The organism is Sphingomonas sp., from assembly GCA_019635535.1.
In the GTDB taxonomy this organism is placed as follows: Bacteria; Pseudomonadota; Alphaproteobacteria; order Sphingomonadales; family Sphingomonadaceae; genus Allosphingosinicella.
Genome location: JAHBZH010000001.1, coordinates 807,574 through 823,289 on the forward strand (window position 1 = coordinate 807,574; position 15,716 = coordinate 823,289).

The 15,716-nt window shown below is 68.7% G+C and carries 17 protein-coding genes; 8 read left to right on the forward strand and 9 right to left on the reverse strand.

What is annotated here, in order from left to right:
- Positions 1-23 precede the first annotated feature (23 nt).
- From KF780_04150 to KF780_04165, 4 genes are all read left to right on the forward strand, one after another.
- Positions 24-605, forward strand: a complete 582-nt coding sequence (locus KF780_04150) for a (2Fe-2S)-binding protein (GenBank protein ID MBX3560987.1) — start codon at positions 24-26, stop codon at positions 603-605.
- 109 nt (positions 606-714) lie between these two features.
- Entirely contained in the window at positions 715-1,569 is an 855-nt protein-coding gene (locus tag KF780_04155; GenBank protein MBX3560988.1) for an RcnB family protein, read from the forward strand.
- Positions 1,570-1,689: 120 nt separating this feature from the next.
- Positions 1,690-2,361: a 2OG-Fe(II) oxygenase gene (locus tag KF780_04160; protein ID MBX3560989.1), complete on the forward strand. Its 672-nt coding sequence runs from the start codon at positions 1,690-1,692 to the stop codon at positions 2,359-2,361.
- A gap of 74 nt (positions 2,362-2,435) precedes the next feature.
- Positions 2,436-4,253: a DUF885 domain-containing protein gene (locus KF780_04165; GenBank protein MBX3560990.1), complete on the forward strand. Its 1,818-nt coding sequence runs from the start codon at positions 2,436-2,438 to the stop codon at positions 4,251-4,253.
- Here the strand turns inward: KF780_04165 and KF780_04170 are convergent.
- Genes KF780_04170 through KF780_04180 form a run of 3 tightly spaced genes read right to left on the reverse strand, consistent with a single transcriptional unit; the run spans position 4,250 to position 7,914 of the window.
- Positions 4,250-5,473: a TCR/Tet family MFS transporter gene (locus KF780_04170; GenBank protein ID MBX3560991.1), complete on the reverse strand. Its 1,224-nt coding sequence runs from the start codon at positions 5,471-5,473 to the stop codon at positions 4,250-4,252. The genes KF780_04165 and KF780_04170 overlap by 4 nt on opposite strands.
- A gap of 49 nt (positions 5,474-5,522) precedes the next feature.
- Positions 5,523-6,284, reverse strand: coding sequence for an SDR family oxidoreductase (locus KF780_04175; protein MBX3560992.1), 762 nt, complete (start codon positions 6,282-6,284; stop codon positions 5,523-5,525).
- 13 nt (positions 6,285-6,297) lie between these two features.
- Positions 6,298-7,914 (reverse strand): lysine--tRNA ligase, encoded by a 1,617-nt coding sequence (locus KF780_04180; GenBank protein ID MBX3560993.1) that lies wholly within the window; start codon positions 7,912-7,914, stop codon positions 6,298-6,300.
- Here KF780_04180 and KF780_04185 point away from each other — a divergent pair.
- The gene (locus tag KF780_04185) at positions 7,913-10,618 is read left to right on the forward strand and encodes an ATP-dependent DNA helicase (protein MBX3560994.1); all 2,706 of its coding nucleotides are present in this window, start codon (positions 7,913-7,915) and stop codon (positions 10,616-10,618) included. The genes KF780_04180 and KF780_04185 overlap by 2 nt on opposite strands.
- On the forward strand, positions 10,615-11,154 hold the full coding sequence (locus KF780_04190; protein ID MBX3560995.1) for a histidine phosphatase family protein: 540 nt from the start codon (positions 10,615-10,617) through the stop codon (positions 11,152-11,154). Before KF780_04185 ends, KF780_04190 begins: the two co-directional genes overlap by 4 nt.
- Here KF780_04190 and KF780_04195 read toward each other — a convergent pair.
- The 6 genes from KF780_04195 to rpmF all read right to left on the reverse strand — a co-directional run bounded on the left by KF780_04195 (position 11,151) and on the right by rpmF (position 14,538).
- Positions 11,151-11,534, reverse strand: coding sequence for a MerR family transcriptional regulator (locus tag KF780_04195; protein MBX3560996.1), 384 nt, complete (start codon positions 11,532-11,534; stop codon positions 11,151-11,153). The genes KF780_04190 and KF780_04195 overlap by 4 nt on opposite strands.
- A 5-nt stretch (positions 11,535-11,539) precedes the next feature.
- A complete protein-coding gene (locus KF780_04200) occupies positions 11,540-11,863 on the reverse strand; it encodes an integration host factor subunit alpha (protein ID MBX3560997.1) in 324 nt (107 codons plus the stop codon).
- A gap of 114 nt (positions 11,864-11,977) precedes the next feature.
- Positions 11,978-12,295, reverse strand: a complete 318-nt coding sequence (locus KF780_04205) for a DUF1905 domain-containing protein (GenBank protein ID MBX3560998.1) — start codon at positions 12,293-12,295, stop codon at positions 11,978-11,980.
- A 20-nt stretch (positions 12,296-12,315) separates the two neighbouring features.
- Positions 12,316-13,278 (reverse strand): ketoacyl-ACP synthase III, encoded by a 963-nt coding sequence (locus KF780_04210; GenBank protein MBX3560999.1) that lies wholly within the window; start codon positions 13,276-13,278, stop codon positions 12,316-12,318.
- Positions 13,275-14,321 carry a phosphate acyltransferase PlsX gene (plsX, locus tag KF780_04215; protein MBX3561000.1) on the reverse strand — a complete coding sequence of 349 codons (1,047 nt, stop codon included), beginning with the start codon at positions 14,319-14,321 and terminating at the stop codon, positions 13,275-13,277. Before plsX ends, KF780_04210 begins: the two co-directional genes overlap by 4 nt.
- A gap of 37 nt (positions 14,322-14,358) precedes the next feature.
- Complete coding sequence (gene rpmF, locus KF780_04220; protein ID MBX3561001.1) at positions 14,359-14,538, reverse strand: 50S ribosomal protein L32; 180 nt, start codon at positions 14,536-14,538, stop codon at positions 14,359-14,361.
- 190 nt (positions 14,539-14,728) lie between these two features.
- Here rpmF and KF780_04225 point away from each other — a divergent pair, with 190 nt between their 5' ends.
- Entirely contained in the window at positions 14,729-15,193 is a 465-nt protein-coding gene (locus KF780_04225) for an MAPEG family protein (protein ID MBX3561002.1), read from the forward strand.
- A gap of 5 nt (positions 15,194-15,198) precedes the next feature.
- Positions 15,199-15,684 (forward strand): hypothetical protein, encoded by a 486-nt coding sequence (locus KF780_04230; protein MBX3561003.1) that lies wholly within the window; start codon positions 15,199-15,201, stop codon positions 15,682-15,684.
- Positions 15,685-15,716: the final 32 nt, after the last annotated feature.

A 15,716-nucleotide genomic window follows, 5' to 3' on the forward strand; every position in this document is an offset into this window, starting at 1 on the left:
GCCTCTCCGCTTATGACCCGGCCATGTCCCGCTTTACCGTGAACGGCCAGCCCGTCCACTATCGGATGGATCCCGACACGCCCCTGCTCTGGGCGCTCCGGGAGGCGTCCAATCTCACCGGCACGAAATATGGCTGCGGCACCGGCCATTGCGGGGCCTGCACCGTCCATGTCGATGGTCATGCGGTCCGCTCCTGCCGGGTGGCGATCCGCGACATCGAGGGCAGCTTCGTCACCACGATCGAGGGCCTGTCGCGCGATCGCTCCCATCCGGTGCAGCAGGCCTTTGCCGGCGTCGCGCAGGAGGATGGCGGGGTGACGGACGCGGTGCCGCAATGCGGCTATTGCATCCCGGGCATGATCATGGCCGCCGCCGCTTTGGTCGACCGCAACGATGCGCCGACCGACGCGCAGATCGACGACGCCGTCTCCAATCTGTGCCGCTGCGGCATCTATCCGCGCCTGCGCGAGGCGATCCGCCGGGCCGGCCGGATCAAGGCGGGGCGCGAGCGGGCCGCCGCCGCGCCGCCGCCGGGCGTTTCGCCGGAGGATGCGGCCCGCGAAGTGCCCGCCCTGCGCGTCGAGCCTCGCCCGCGCCGGCTCTAGAAGCTTGCATTCGGCTGACGTGCCGGTTCAGCATCCGCTCATCGACGAATCGGCACAAACGGCTCGTATCCGGCGGAAATGTCCGCTTCGGAGTGTAAGGAGTAAGTCGATGCGCAAGGCATTGATGGGATTTGTGATGGCGGCGACGGTGTTGACCCCGGTCGCGGCCCAGGCGCAGCGCGGTGATCGCGCCGAGCATTATCAGCGGCTCGAGCAGCGCAATCAGCAGCGTTACGGCAACCAGAATCGCGACGGCAATCGCGAGGCGCGCCAGCAGCAGCGTCAGGCGCAGCCCGCGCCGCAGCAGCAGCGCCAGGCGCAGGCGCCCCAGGCGCAGACCGCGCCGGTGCAGACCGCACAGCGCGGTGAGCGTCGCGGCGACGGCAATCGCGGCCAGCGTGGCGACCGTGGTAATCGTGGCGACCGCGGCAATCGCGGGGACAGCGGCTATCAGCGCGGCTGGCAGGGTCCGAACAACCCGGGCACGCAGCGCGACGCCGATCGCTACAATCGCCGCGCCCAGGAAAATGCGATCCGTTACGGCACGCCGGCCCAGCGCCGCGATGCCATCCGTGACGCGCGCCGCGACGACCGCCGCGACTGGCGGGGCGACCGGCGCGACGACCGCCGTGCTGGCAACCGGAACTGGAACCGCGACTGGAATCGCGGCTGGCGCAACGACCGGCGCTATGATTGGCAGCGCTGGCGCTACAGCAACCGCAACGCCTATCGCCTGCCGGCCTATTACGCGCCCTATCGCGGCTGGAACTACAGCCGCTTCTCGATCGGCTTCATGCTGCAGCCGCTCTTCTACAGCCAGCGTTACTGGATCGGCGATCCCTGGCAGTATCGCCTGCCGGCGGCGCCTTACGGAACGCAGTGGGTGCGCTACTATAACGACGTGCTGCTGGTGGACATCTACACCGGCGAAGTCGTCGATGTGATCTACGACTTCTTTTGGTAGTCGCGGATCCATGCTTTGCCCCGCCCTCGCGGCGTGGGCTCGGCAAGCCCGGGGCGATGCGAGGCGCCCCGGGCTTTTCGCTTGCTAGGCGGCGGTCCGCTGGCGCAATGACCCGGCCTGATGTCCGCCCCCGATGCCAAGATCGCGATCGGCAATGAGGTCCGCGCCCGCTTGCTGGCGAATCCGGCGGCGCTCAAGCTGCCGTCGAACGATCTCGACATCTTCATCGTGCGCGACGTGCTCGATGCCGCCATGTGCGCGGGCCTCATCCGTCTGATCGACGCCCGGCGCGCGCCGTCGCAATTGCTCGCGCCCGCCGCCGATCCCGATTTCCGCACCAGCGAGAGCTGCGATCTCGATCCCGCCGATCCGCGGGTCCGCCAGGTGGAGGCCAGGGTTCGCGCGATCACCGGCATCCCGGCGACGCATGGCGAAACGATCCAGGGCCAGCGTTACGCCGTCGGTCAGCAATTCAAGCCGCATCACGATTTCTTCTTCACCGACCAGCCTTATTGGGAGGAGATGGAGCGCAGCGGCGGTCAGCGTACCTGGACGGCGATGATCTTCCTCAACATGCCGGAGGGGGGTGGCCAGACCGCCTTTCCCGGTCTCGATCTCAGGATTGCGCCGCGCGTCGGCAATCTCCTCATCTGGAACAATATGGACGCGCACGGCCTGCCCAATCCTCATTCGCTGCACCAGGGCATGCCGGTCACGGCCGGCGTCAAATATGTCATCACCAAATGGCATCGCGAGCGCCCCTGGGGCACCTGGTCCGCGCCCACTTACTGATCCGCGAGCGGACGCTTGCCGGCCACAAACGGCTGTATTATCCAACCGCCACACTTATCAAAGGATTGCCGCTCATGAATCGTCGCGTCTTCCTGCTCGCCGCTACTGCTCTTGTGCTGACGGCACCGGCCATGATTCCGGTTCCCGCGCTCGCGCAGGCTGCGCCGGCGGCCGAATCGCCAAGCGAGCGGCTGCACCGCCTGTTCCGCGAGAGCGACGAGGCGAATCTTCAACGCAACCCGATCTCGGCGCTGTTCCGGGGGGATTTCCGCTATGCCGACCGGATCGGCAATTATCTCACCGATGCGCATGACGCGGCGGAGAAGGCGGCGGCGGAGCGGGAGCTGGCCGCGCTCGCGGCGATCGACCGCGCCGCGCTCGATCCCACCGATCGCCTTGCCTACGATGTGTTCCGGTTCCGGCGCGAGGACGATCTCGCCGATTATGCGCCCGATCTGCTGGCACTCACCAATGTGCGGCCGATCAACCATTTCAGCGGCCTGCACACTTTCTATCCCGTCCTGGCTTCCGGCCGCAGCGCCGCGCCGTTCCGCAATGTCGAGGATTACGAGAACAATCTGCGGCGCCACCGCGAGTTCGTCGAGATCGTCGATCGCGCGATCGGCCGCTTCCGCCAGGGCCTCGCATCGGGGGTGGTCGATACCCGCCTCACCATCACCAACGTGATCCAGCAGCTCGACACGCAGCTCGCCGACGCGCCGGAGGCGTCGCCCTATTTCGGTCCCGCGCAGAATTTTCCCGAAGCCGTCCCGGAGGCCGATCGCTCTCGGCTGCGCGAGGCGCTCCTGATTTCGATCCGCGACGAGATTTTCCCGGCCTATCGCCGGCTGCGCGATTTCCTCGCGGACGAATATCTGCCCCAGGCTCGTGCCGGCGACGGCCTCGTCCACATGCGTGGCGGCGAGCGGCTCTATGCCCGGCTGATCGAGGCGAATACGACGCTGCCGTTGACGGCGGATTATGTCCACGATCTCGGCCTCAGCGAAGTCGCGCGCATCCGCGGTGAGATGGAGGCGATCCGCGCCCGCGTCGGCTTTGCCGGCACGCTCACCGACTTCTTCGAGTTTCTGCGCACCGACCCGCAGTTCGAGCCGCAAAGCCGCGAATGGCTGCGCGACGAATATTATGCGATCGGTCGCCGGGTGGATGAGCGGATCGGGGAATATTTTTCCACGCTCCCCCGCACCCGCCTGGAAATCCGCGAGGTCGAGGCCTTCCGCGAGCAGAACGAGGCGGCCGGCTCCTATCAGGACGGCACGCCGGACGGATCGCGGCCAGGCGTCTTTTATTACAACGCCTATGATCTGCCTTCGCGGCGGACCTACGGCATGGAGACGCTCTATCTCCACGAAGGCGCGCCGGGTCATCATTTCCAGATCAGCCTGGCCAACGAGAATGAGGCACTGCCCAATTTCATGCGCTACGGCGGCAACACCGCCTTCGTCGAAGGCTGGGCGCTCTATGCCGAGACCCTGTGGGACGAACTCGGGATGGAGACCGATCCCTATCAGCGTTTCGGCGGGCTCAACGACGAGATGCTGCGCGCGATGCGCCTCGTCGTCGATACCGGCATCCATGCGCGCGGCTGGACCCGCGATCAGGCGATCCAGTACATGCTCGACAATAGCGGCATGAGCCGGACCGAAGTGGTGAGCGAGGTCGAGCGCTACATTGCCATTCCCGGCCAGGCGCTCGCCTACAAGATCGGTCAGCTCAAGATCCTGGAGCTGCGCGCGCGGGCCGAGCAGGCGCTGGGCGACCGCTTCGACCTGCGCGAGTTTCATGCCCAGGTGTTGATGACCGGCGCGCTGCCGCTCACCGTGCTGGAGCGCAAGATCGACGACTGGATCGCGGCGCGCCGCGCGGGCTAACCCCGCGCCGCCGCCCGCCGCGCGACGACGAGGCCGAGCGCGGCGCCGCCGAGCAGGATCGCGGCGGCGATCAGGTAGGCGAGCCCCGGCGCCTCGACCCAGGCGAGCGGGCCGACGGTGACCGAATAGAGCCAGCCGAAGAAGAGCGGCGAGGCGATGCCGGCGATGCTGGCGACGCTCATGTTCGCGCCCTGGAGCTGCCCCTGCTCGCGCTCGCTGACCCGCTGGGTCATCAGCGACATGAGCGTCGGCATCGCGAAGCCCCACAGCGCGCTCACCACCAGCGCGGCGATATACTGCCAGGGCGTCGCCGCGAGGCCGAGCCCGGCCAGCCCGACGCCGCCGACCGCGAGCCCGATCAGCATCGTCGCCCGGTCGCCGATCCGCTTTACCACCGGACCGACGAGTACGCCCTGCACCAAAGCGTCGAGCGCCCCCCACAAGGCCAAAGTCATGCCTACTTCCCAGGAGGACCAGCCGAAGCGATAGGCGGCGTGGAGCACGAACACGGCCGAGAAGACGTGATGGGCGAAATAGAGCAGGAAATTGACGATCGAGAGGCCGGTCAGCTCGGGATGCGAGCCGAGCAGCTTCAACGCGCCGAGCGGATTGGCGCGCCGCCACGAAAAGCCCATCCGCCGCTCCGGCGGCAGCGATTCGGGCAGCACGAAGAGGCCGTAAAGGAAGGCGATGCCGCACAGTCCGGCCGCCCACCAGAAGGGGACGCGCGGTCCCCATTCGCCCAGCACGCCGCCGATCAGCGGCCCGGCGATGAACCCGAGGCTGAATGCCGCGCCGATCAGGCCGTAGGCCCGCGCCCTCCGCTCCGGCGGGGTGATGTCGGCCATATAGGCGTAGACGGTGGTGAAGCTGGACGAGGTGATGCCGCCCAGGATGCGGGCCAGCGCCAGCCACCACAGGTTCGGCGCCAGCGCCATCAGCGCGAAATCCGCCGCCAGCCCCGCCGTCGAGATCAGGATCACCGGCCGCCGCCCGAACCGGTCGGACAGCGAACCGATCACTGGCGAGAAGACGAACTGCATCGCCGCCCAGATCGCGACGAACAGGCCGTTATAGATGCCGGCCTTCGCATTCGATCCGGCGAATTCCTCGACCAGGGTCGGCAGCACGGGGATGACGATCCCCATCGCCATGATGTCGAGCACGGCGGTGACGAAGATGAAGGCGATCGCCGGCTGGAATCGAGTGCGGAGCGACATGGGCGCGCCGCCATGCCCGTATAAGACAGTGGCGTCCAGCGGAGACTTTCTACCGGATCGACCGGCTCTGGCCGCCGTCGACGATCAGGGTCGTGCCGGTCACCCAGCTCGCCCGGGGCGAGACGAGGAAGAGCGCGGCATTGGCGACTTCCTCCGGCGTGCCGAGCCGGCCGGAGGGGATGGAGGCGCGGACCTGGGCGTACATTTCGGGCAGGCTTTGCTTCACCTGGTCCCACACCCCGCCCGGAAACTCGATCGATCCGGGCGCGAGGCTGTTTACCCGCACGCCGTTCGCGGCCCAGTTGACCGCCAGCTTCTTGGCATAGGCGATCAGCGCCGCCTTGGTGGCGGTGTAGGCGAAGTCCGGCATCGGGCTGGCGTCGATTCCGGAGATGGACGAGACGAACAGCACAGCGCCGCCGCCGGCCTCGGCCATGCGCGGCAGCACCGCTTCGCAGGCATGGACCGCGCCCATCAGATCGACGTCGAGATTGGCCTTCCAGCTCTCGATCCGGTCGTCCACCGCCAGCGCCGAGGCATTGTGGATCAGGATGTCGATCGTGCCGAGCGCATCCCAGGCGGACGTCAGGAACGCATCGATCGCACCCGGATCGCCCGCGTCGCAGGCTTGCGCATGGACAGTGGCGCCGGACGCGCGAAGGGCGGCCTCCGCATCGGCGAGGCCGGCTTCGCCGCGCGCCGTGATCGCGAGGTTCGCGCCTTCTTTGGCCAGCGCCTCGGCGATCGCCCGGCCGATCCCGCGGCTGGCGCCGATGACGACCGCATTCCTGCCGGCCAGACCCATGTCCATGACGTCTCTCCCCCTAAGCGTTCAGCGCCTCCGCGATCAGCTTGCGGCTGTTGGCGAGGCCGTAGAGCGCGATGAAGCTGCCCATGCGCGGCCCCTGGGCGGAGCCGAGCAGGGTCTCGTAGATCGCCCTGAACCAGTCGCGCAGGGCTTCCTTGCCGTAATGCGCCTTGCCGACCTCGTAGACCTCGTTCTGGATCTCCTCGGGCGAGGCGCTTTCGGCCAATGCCGCCAGCCGCGCGTCGAGATCGCGCAGCGCCTCGGCCTCCTTCGCGTCCGGCGCGCGGCGCTTGAGCGTCGGCGCGACGAAATCGCGGGCATAATTGACCGCGAGGCCGATCATCGTGTCGAGCTCGGGATCGCTCTGCGGCGTCGCGTCCGGCGCGCGGCGCCGCACGAAGCCCCAGATCGTCTCGCGCGACGCGCAGCCGGGCAGGCTGGCGAGATTGAGCAGCAGGGAGAACGTCACCGGCGGGGCGTGGTCCGGCACCTGGCCGTCATGGATATGATGGACCGGGTTGCCCAGCTTCTGCTCGATCGGCTGGCCGGCATAATTGCCGCGGAACTGCCAGTAATCGTCCACCGCGCGCGGGATCACGCCCATGTGCAGCGACTTGGCCTTCTTCGGCTCGCGATAGATGTAGAAAGCGAGGCTCTCCTCGGTGCCGTAGGTCAGCCACTCCTCGATCGACAGGCCGTTCCCCTTGGACTTGGAGATCTTCTCGCCCTTCTCGTCGAGGAACATCTCGTAATTGAAGCCCTCCGGCGGCTTGGCGCCCAGGATGCGGGCGATCTTGGACGACTGGGTGACCGAATCGATCAGGTCCTTGCCGGCCATCTCGTAATCGACGCCGAGCGCGACCCAGCGCATCGCCCAGTCGACCTTCCATTGCAGCTTCGCCCTGCCCGACAGGATCGACTGCTCGATCCGCTGGCCGTCATCCTCGAAGGCAACGATGCCGGCTTCGGCGTCCACCACCTCGACCGGCACCTGGAGGACGATCCCGCTGGTCGGCGAGACCGGCAGGACCGGCGAATAGGTGGCGCGGCGCTCCTCGCGGAGCGTCGGCAGCATCACGCCCATGATCCCGTCCCAGTGGCGCAGCACCAGCTTCAGCGCCTCGTCGAAGCGGCCGGACGTGTAGCAATCGGTCGCCGACAGGAATTCGTAGTCGAAGCCGTAGCGGTCGAGGAAGTCGCGCAGCATCGCATTGTTGTGATGCGCGAAGCTTTCGTACTTGCCGAACGGATCGGGAATCCTCGTCAGCGGCTTGCCGAGATATTCGGCCAGCATCGCCTGGTTCGGCACATTGTCCGGCACTTTCCTGAGGCCGTCCATATCGTCGGAAAAGGCGATCAGCCGCGTCGGAGCGTCGCTCAGCGCATGATAGGCGTTGCGTACCATCGTCGTGCGCAGCACTTCGTTGAACGTACCGATATGCGGCAGGCCCGACGGGCCATAGCCGGTCTCGAACAGGATGCCTTTCTCCGGCGCCCCGTCCGGATAACGGGCGAGCAGCTTGCGCGCCTCCTCATAGGGCCATGCCTTCGACGCCAAAGCGGCCGCGCGCATCTCGGGAGAAACCGGCACCTGTTGTCCTTTCGTTCCGCCTGCTCCAAGGGTGGCGGCCATGGCGGCCTCTTTGCCTTATCCCGCGCTGCACGCAACCCATGCCGGCATCTGGATCGCCTGGCCGGACGGCCGGACGGAGACGGTAGGACGCGGCGCGGCGATCGCGCGGGCGGCGGAAACGCCGATGATCCTGCTCAACGCGCCTTTGATCGGCAACCGGCTGGGCTATCCCGACCTCAGCGGACTCGATCTGCTCGAGCTGTTCGCCTTCGTCCATCCGGCCCGCTTCGCGGTGCCGACGCCCAAGGGCATGGCCGATGCGCTCGGCCTGACCGCGCCAACGCGCGACGAGGATGCGGCGGCTTTCCTGCGCGCGGCGGCGACGACCCTGCTCGCTACGCTCGGTAGCGGGTGGCCGGAGCGGGAAGGGGCCTGGGCCTCGGCGCAGGCGCTGCACCGGCTGCGCTGGCCGTGGGGCGGCGCGGTGGCGGAGCGGCTCGTCCGCCCGGCGCGCGACGAACGCTGGCTGTTCAGCCGCCTGCCGGAATGGGAGGAGAGCGGCAGCCGGCCCGGCCCGCGCCCGGTACGGCTCGATCCCGCCGACATCGCCATCCGGCTGGAAAATCTGGTCGGAGCCGGGGCGGAGGTGCGGCAGGGGCAGCGCGATTATGCCGCCGCCGCCGCTTATGCCTTCGCGCCCCGCCCGGCCGGGGATCGCCCCAACCTGCTGCTCGCCGAGGCCGGCACCGGGATCGGCAAGACCCTGGGCTATCTCGCCCCCGCCTCGCTCTGGGCGGCGGAGGCGGACGGCGCCGTCTGGATCTCCACCTATACCAAGGCCCTCCAGCGCCAGCTCGACCGCGAAGGTGCACGGCTCTTTCCCGATTCCGCCGAGCGCGGCCGCCGGATCGTCATCCGCAAGGGCCGGGAGAATTATCTCTGCCTGCTCAATCTGGAGGACGCGCTGCAAGGCGGCTTCGCCGGCCGCGCCGCGATCCTCGCCCAGCTCGTCGCGCGCTGGGCCGCCTATAGCCGCGACGGCGACATGATCGGCGGCGATCTGCCCGGCTGGCTGACCTCGCTGTTCCGCCGCGCCGGCGCGACCGCGCTCACCGACCGGCGCGGCGAATGCGTCTATGCCGGCTGCCCGCATTACCGGAAATGCTTCATCGAGCGCGCCGCCCGTGCCAGCCAGGACGCCGATCTGGTCATCGCCAATCATGCGCTCGTCATGGTCAACGCCGCGCGCGGGCGGGAGGCCGGCAACGCGCCCACCCGGATCGTCTTCGACGAGGGCCATCACCTGTTCGACGCCGCCGATTCGACCTTCGCCGCGGCGCTGACCGGGCAGGAGACGATCGAGCTGAGACGCTGGCTGCTCGGCCCCGAAGGCAAGAGCCGGGGCCGCCGGCGCGGCCTCTCCGCCCGGTTGATGGACGTCGCCTCCTATGATGAAGCGGGCGCCTTGGCGCTGGAGCTGGCAGTGCAGATGGCCGGCGCACTGCCCGGCGAAGGCTGGCTCCAGCGCGTCGCCGAGGGCGCGCCCTTCGGCCCGATCGAGAAGCTGCTCCACGCCGTGCGCGGCAGCGTCTATGCCCGCGCCACCGCGCAGGATGCGGGCTACGGCCTCGAGACGGAACTGGCCGAGCCCGACGCCGCTCTGGTCGAAGCCGCCGCGCCCGCCGCTGCGGCGCTCGAGCAGCTCCTGAAACCGCTCATGGCGCTCGGCAAGCGGCTGGAGGCGGTGATCGAGGACGCGCCGGACTGGCTGGACGCACAGGCCCGCGCGCGGATCGAAGGCGCGATCGGTGGCCTCGCCTGGCGCGCGCAGACGCTCTCCGCCTGGATCGCGCTCGCGGTGCGGATCGGCGGGCCGGCCGATCCCGATTTCGTCGATTGGCTGGCGGTCGACCGGATCGAGGGGCGCGAGTTCGACATCGGCCTGCACCGCCGCTGGCTCGATCCCACCCGCCCGCTCGCCGAAGCGGTGCTGAAGCCCGCGCATGGCGTGCTCGTCACCTCCGCCACCTTGCGGGGGAGCGAGGATTGGGCGGCGGCGCACGCGCGCACCGGCGCCATCCATCTCGACGGGCCGGTCGCCCATTTCGCCGCGCCCAGCCCGTTCGATTATGCCGCGAACAGCGAGGTGCTGATCGTCACCGACGTGAAGAAGGGCGATGCCGCCGCTTTGGCCGGCGCCTATGCCCGGCTAATCGAGGCGGCGCAGGGCGGCACGCTCGGCCTGTTCACCGCGATCCAGCGGCTGCGCGCCGTTCACGCCCGCATCGCCGATCGCCTCGCCCGCGCCGGCCTGCCGCTCTACGCCCAGCATGTCGATCCCATCGACACCGGCACGCTGATCGACATCTTCCGCGACGATCCCCACGCCAGCCTGCTCGGCACCGATGCGCTGCGCGACGGCGTGGACGTGCCGGGCGAATCGCTGCGGCTGGTGGTGATGGAAGGTGTGCCCTGGCCGCGCCCCGATGTGCTTCACGCCGCGCGGCGGGCGTCCGGCGGTGGCTCGGCCTATGACGACCGGGTGGTGCGCGCCCGGCTCGCCCAGGCTTTCGGGCGGCTGATCCGCCGGCAGGGCGACAAGGGCATGTTCGTCCTGCTTTCCGCCGCGACGCCGACCCGCCTGCTCGCCGCCTTCCCGCCCGGCGTCGGGATCGCGCGCGTGACGCTCGACGCGGCGATCGCACGTGTCGGCGAACGCTTGTCGTCGAAATCCGCCGCCGAACCCGCTACGCAGCCGTCATGAAGACCCTCACCCTGCTGCGCCACGCCAAGTCGAGCTGGGACGATCCGGCGGAAAGCGATTTCGATCGCCCGCTCAACCGGCGCGGCCAGGCGGCGGCGCGGGCGATGGGGCGCGAGATGCGCGCGCTTGGATTGGAATTCGACGCGGTGCGTGCGTCGCCAGCGCGGCGTGTAGTCGAAACATTGCAGGTCGCGGCCGAAAGCTATGGCCGCGATCTCGATACGGTCTTCGATCGGCGAATCTATCTGGCGTCGTTCGACATGTTGCTGGATATCGTGCGCGGCGCGCCCGATGCGGCCGATCGCCTGCTGCTCGCCGGCCACAATCCGGGATTCGAGCGACTCGCGCTGGCGCTGATGCGCGACGATGGCAACCGCATGCGCACCGAAATCACGGTCAAATATCCGACCGCCGCGCTGGCCGAGATCGCGCTGCCGATCGATCATTGGCGCGATGCCGTGCCGGGCATGGGCCGGCTGATCCGTTTCATCCGCCCGCGCGATCTCGATCCGGCGCTGGGGCCGGACGGAAGCTAGACGGCGCTGCCTTCCAGCGCCTCGGCGAGCCGGGCGCGCAGAGCTTTCAGGGCGTCGAGCGGATAGCCGGAATCGGCTGGTGCCGGTGCGGCATGCGGGGCCGGGGCCTCGCGTTCAGGAGCGCTCGCGCCGCCTTTGGCCAGCAATTGCTGGACCCCGCGGATCGTATAGCCTTCCTCGTTGAGCAACCTGTCGATCCGCCGCGCCAGCGCGACATCGTCGGGCCGATAATAGCGCCTATTGCCGGCGCGCTGCAGCGGCTTGAGCTGGGGAAAGCGTGTTTCCCAGTAGCGCAGGATATGTTGGGGCAGGCCGAGTTCGGCCGAAAGCTCCCCGATCGTCCGGAATGCGTGTTCGCTCTTGCCGCTGTCTTGGGCCATCAGCCTCAGCCGCTGCGGGCGATTCGCTCGCGCATGATCTGGCTGGCGCGGAAGGTCAGCACCCGCCGTGGCGCGATCGGCACTTCGACGCCGGTCTTCGGGTTGCGCCCGATCCGCTCGCCCTTGTCGCGCAGGATGAAGCTGCCGAAGCCGGAAATCTTGACATTCTGGCCGGCGGCCAGCGCCCCGCACATATGATGCAGGATGCGCTCGACGATACCGGCGGAATCGGCGCGCGAAAGGCCGATCTCGCGATGGACGATGTCGGCGAGGTCGGCCCGGGTGAGCGTGCCCGCCGGCGGCTTCCTGATCGTCCCTGCGTCGGCCATGGAGCCTTTCCCCCTCCGGTCGTTAAACCGCAACATTAAAGCAGCTTGGCCAAGCGTGCAACGAGACTCTGTGAAGGATGGCCGCCGCCCTCGCGCCCGGGCGCGCCTGCTGCGTCAGCGCGCGACGATCCGCATGACGACATGGACGCGATCGCCCAGGCCGATGCCCTCGCGCTTCTGCACGGCGATCTTGACCGGTAGCCTGTAGCTCCCGTCTTTCGGAAAGAGCGAGCTGGTGAAATCGGTTGCGCCGATCCGCGCCTCGATCGGGACGCAGCCCCAGCCATAGCTGGCCAGCCGCGCGGCATATCGGACCTCGCCCAGCCGATCGTCCGGGATTTCGACGAAGAGATAGGGCGCCGGGCCGCGCCAGTGGATGATCTCGCCGTCGAATGCGATGTGCGCCAGTGGAGTGTCGGGCGCATTCGTCATTTCAGCGCCGGCTCGTCACACTAGTAGCGGACGACCGCCGCGCCCCAGGTGAAGCCGCCGCCCATCGCTTCGAGGACGAGCAGGTCGCCCGGCCTGATCCGCCCGTCGCGCACCGCCGTGTCGAGCGCCAGCGGCACCGAAGCCGCGGACGTGTTGGCGTGGCTGTCGACGGTGACGATCACCTTTTCCGGCGCGAGGCCCAGCTTCTTCGCGGTCGCGTCCAGGATACGCCGGTTGGCCTGGTGCGGCACCACCCAGTCGATGTCCTCCGCGCGGTGGCCGGCGGCGTCCAGCACCTCGTTGAGCACGTCGGCGAGGTTGACGACGGCGTGCCGGAACACTTCCTTACCCTTCATGCGCAGCTTGCCGACAGCGTCGGAGGTGGAAGGCCCGCCGTCGACATAGAGCAGATCGTTGTGGCGCCCGTCGGCGTGGAGCCGGGTGGCGAGGATGCCGCGTTCGCCACCCTCTTCGGCCTTCAGCACGACCGCGCCGGCGCCGTCGCCGAACAGGACGCAGGTCGCCCGGTCTTCCCAATCGAGGATGCGGCTGAACGTCTCGGCGCCGATCACCAGCGCATGGTCGGCCATGCCACCCTTGATCATGTTGTCGGCGACGGAGAGCGCGTAGAGAAAGCCGGTGCACACCGCCTGTACGTCGAAGGCGATGCAATCGGCGATGCCGAGCGCGGCCTGCACTTTGGTCGCGCTGGCCGGGAAGGTCTGGTCGGGGGTCGCGGTGGCGAGCACGATGAGGCCGATCTCGCCGGCGTCGATCCCCGCCGCCGCCAGCGCCTTGCGCGCCGCCTCGGTCGCCAGCGTCGCGGTGGTCTCGCCCTCGGCGGCGATATGGCGGGCGCGGATGCCTGTGCGCTCGACGATCCATTCGTCGCTGGTGTCGATCTGGGCGGCCAGCTCCGCGTTGGTGACGCGGCGGGGCGGCAGCGCCGATCCGGTCCCGGCGATGACGGCGCGGCGGCTCATTGCGCGGCCACCGCGGCTTCGCGGGCCGATACGTTGGCGAGATCCTCGGTGATCTTGCGGGTCAGCTCCTCGCGCACCATCCGGGCCGCGACGCCGATGGCATTGGCGACGCCCTTTTCGTCCGCGCCGCCATGGCTCTTCACCACCAGCCCGTTGAGCCCCAGGAAGACCGCGCCATTGTGGTTGTTGGGATCGAGATGGTGGCGAAGCAGCTCTGTCGCCGGCCGCGAGATCAGGAAGCCGATCTTCGACCGGATCGAGCTGGTGAAGGCGCGCTTCAGCAGGTCGGTGACGAAGCGCGCGGTGCCTTCCAGCGATTTGAGCGCGATGTTGCCGGAAAAACCGTCGGTGACGACCACATCGACATCGCCGCGCGACAATTTGTCGCCTTCGATGAAGCCGTCGAAGCGCAGGTGGAGATGGGTCGAACCGCGCAGGATGGCCGCCGCCTCCTTCAGTTCGTCCGTGCCCTTCAGTTCCTCGGTGCCGATGTTGAGGAGCTGCACGCGCGGCTCGTCCAGCTCCAGCACGACGCGGGCATAGGCCGCGCCCATCACCGCGAACTGGACGAGATTGTTGACGTCGCACTCGGTATTGGCGCCGAGGTCGAGCATGACGAGATCGTTGGCGCCGAGCGTCGGCAGCAGGGCGGCGAGCGCCGGGCGGTCGATGCCCGGCATTGTCCTCAGCGCCAGCTTCGCCATCGCCATCAGCGCGCCGGTATTGCCGCCGGAGACGGCGGCCTGCGTCTCACCGTCCTTCACGGCGGCGATGGCGCGGCCCATCGAGCTGGTCTTGGCGCGGCGGATCGCCTGGCTCGGCTTGTCGGTGCCGGCGATCACGTCATCGCAATGGACGACCTCGCTCACCGCGGCGAGCGAGGGGTGCGCGGCAAGCTCGGCGCCGATCGCCGTCTCGTCGCCAAACAGGAGGAAGCTCAGATCGTCGCGCCGCGCCAACGCGCGCGCCGCGCCGGCGAGCATGACCGCGGGGCCGGTGTCGCCACCCATCGCGTCAATCGCGATTCGCGGCGCTGTGCCCACTTCGGCCGTCTCCCCGTTGCCTGAGCCCGGCGTCTTCTTAGGCGTCGGGCGTCAGGATTTCACGCCCCTTATAATGGCCGCAGCTCGCGCAGACATTGTGCGGGAGCCTGAGCTCGCCGCAATTGGGGCATTCCTGATACTGGGTCGGCTTCAGCGCGTCGTGGCTGCGGCGCATGTTGCGCTTGGACGGCGAGGTTTTTCTCTTGGGGACCGCCATGGTGGCACCTGTTTTCCGTGTTCATCGTTGAAGCGTGCGATCGCGAGGGCAACGGATCAGCGGCCAGCAGGCCGCTGGCCTCGCGGCCGGGAAGCTTTCGCTTGAAGGCTGGGGCCTATAGCGATTTCGCGCGCCGTTGCAAGCATCGCCGCCCCGTGCGAACCCTGTGCGCGAGAGGAGCCTTTCGTCCATGATCCTGCCGATCACGCTCACCATCGCCGGCGCGGCCGCGATTCTCCATGTCTGGCTGTCGCTGCGAGTCAGCCGCCTGCGTCGCCCGCTCAAGGTGGGCGTCGGCGACGGCGGGCACGAGATTCTCGCCCGGCGGATGCGCGCCCATGCGAATTTTTCCGAGAATGTGCCGATCTTCCTGATCCTGCTCGCGCTGATCGAATTCGCCACCGGCGGCAGCCTGTGGCTGTGGGGCGCGGCGATCCTGTTCGTGCTCGCCCGGATCGCCCACGCCTTCGGGATGGATCGGCCCGGCGCCAATCCGCTGCGGGTCGGCGGCATCGCCGTCAGCTGGATCGTGCTGCTCGGGCTCGGCACCTACGCCATCCTGCTCGCCTATCAGAGCCCGCCCCTGCAAAGCGGCATCCAGATTTCGCCGGGCCGCGCCGCTTCGGCTCCGGCGAATCCGGGTGACGCGTCCTGACGGGAATGCGCGGCGGCGTCTTCCTCCTTTCTATCGCGCTGGCCGTTCCGGCGCTGGCCCAGCCCCGCGAATCGCTCGGCGTGTTCGGCACGTGGGGCGCGTTTCGCGGCGACGGCGCCTGTTACGCGATCGCGCTCCCGCACCAGGCGCCCGAGCCGGAGGGCTGGCGGCCCTTCGTCTCGGTCGCGCACTGGCCGGGGCGCAACATCGTCAACCAGCTCCATGTCCGCCTGAGCCGCGAGAAACGCGAGGGCTCGGCCGTGCTGCTGCGCATCGACGGGCGCGTCTTCCAGCTCATCGGGCGGGGCCGCGATGCCTGGGCGCCGGACGCGCGCGCCGACGATGCCGTACAGGACGCGATGCGCACCGGCATCGACCTGGTTGTGGAGACCCGCTCGACCCAGGGAAGGCTGATGCGCGACCATTACCGGCTGCGCGGCGCGGCCACCGCGATGGATGCCGCCGCCATCGCCTGCGCACCGCGGCGCTAGCAAAACGAGGCTTCAGCCACTACATGGCGCGC

Coding starts and splice junctions, on each gene's coding strand:
- KF780_04150 (MBX3560987.1), top strand. CDS start 24: ATGTCCCGCTTTACCGTGAACGGCCAGCCCGTCCACTATCGGATGGAT.
- KF780_04155 (MBX3560988.1), top strand. CDS start 715: ATGCGCAAGGCATTGATGGGATTTGTGATGGCGGCGACGGTGTTGACC.
- KF780_04160 (MBX3560989.1), top strand. CDS start 1,690: ATGTCCGCCCCCGATGCCAAGATCGCGATCGGCAATGAGGTCCGCGCC.
- KF780_04165 (MBX3560990.1), top strand. CDS start 2,436: ATGAATCGTCGCGTCTTCCTGCTCGCCGCTACTGCTCTTGTGCTGACG.
- KF780_04170 (MBX3560991.1), bottom strand. CDS start 5,473: ATGTCGCTCCGCACTCGATTCCAGCCGGCGATCGCCTTCATCTTCGTC.
- KF780_04175 (MBX3560992.1), bottom strand. CDS start 6,284: ATGGACATGGGTCTGGCCGGCAGGAATGCGGTCGTCATCGGCGCCAGC.
- KF780_04185 (MBX3560994.1), top strand. CDS start 7,913: ATGGCGGCCTCTTTGCCTTATCCCGCGCTGCACGCAACCCATGCCGGC.
- KF780_04180 (MBX3560993.1), bottom strand. CDS start 7,914: ATGGCCGCCACCCTTGGAGCAGGCGGAACGAAAGGACAACAGGTGCCG.
- KF780_04190 (MBX3560995.1), top strand. CDS start 10,615: ATGAAGACCCTCACCCTGCTGCGCCACGCCAAGTCGAGCTGGGACGAT.
- KF780_04195 (MBX3560996.1), bottom strand. CDS start 11,534: ATGGCCCAAGACAGCGGCAAGAGCGAACACGCATTCCGGACGATCGGG.
- KF780_04200 (MBX3560997.1), bottom strand. CDS start 11,863: ATGGCCGACGCAGGGACGATCAGGAAGCCGCCGGCGGGCACGCTCACC.
- KF780_04205 (MBX3560998.1), bottom strand. CDS start 12,295: ATGACGAATGCGCCCGACACTCCACTGGCGCACATCGCATTCGACGGC.
- KF780_04210 (MBX3560999.1), bottom strand. CDS start 13,278: ATGAGCCGCCGCGCCGTCATCGCCGGGACCGGATCGGCGCTGCCGCCC.
- rpmF (MBX3561001.1), bottom strand. CDS start 14,538: ATGGCGGTCCCCAAGAGAAAAACCTCGCCGTCCAAGCGCAACATGCGC.
- KF780_04225 (MBX3561002.1), top strand. CDS start 14,729: ATGATCCTGCCGATCACGCTCACCATCGCCGGCGCGGCCGCGATTCTC.
- KF780_04230 (MBX3561003.1), top strand. CDS start 15,199: ATGCGCGGCGGCGTCTTCCTCCTTTCTATCGCGCTGGCCGTTCCGGCG.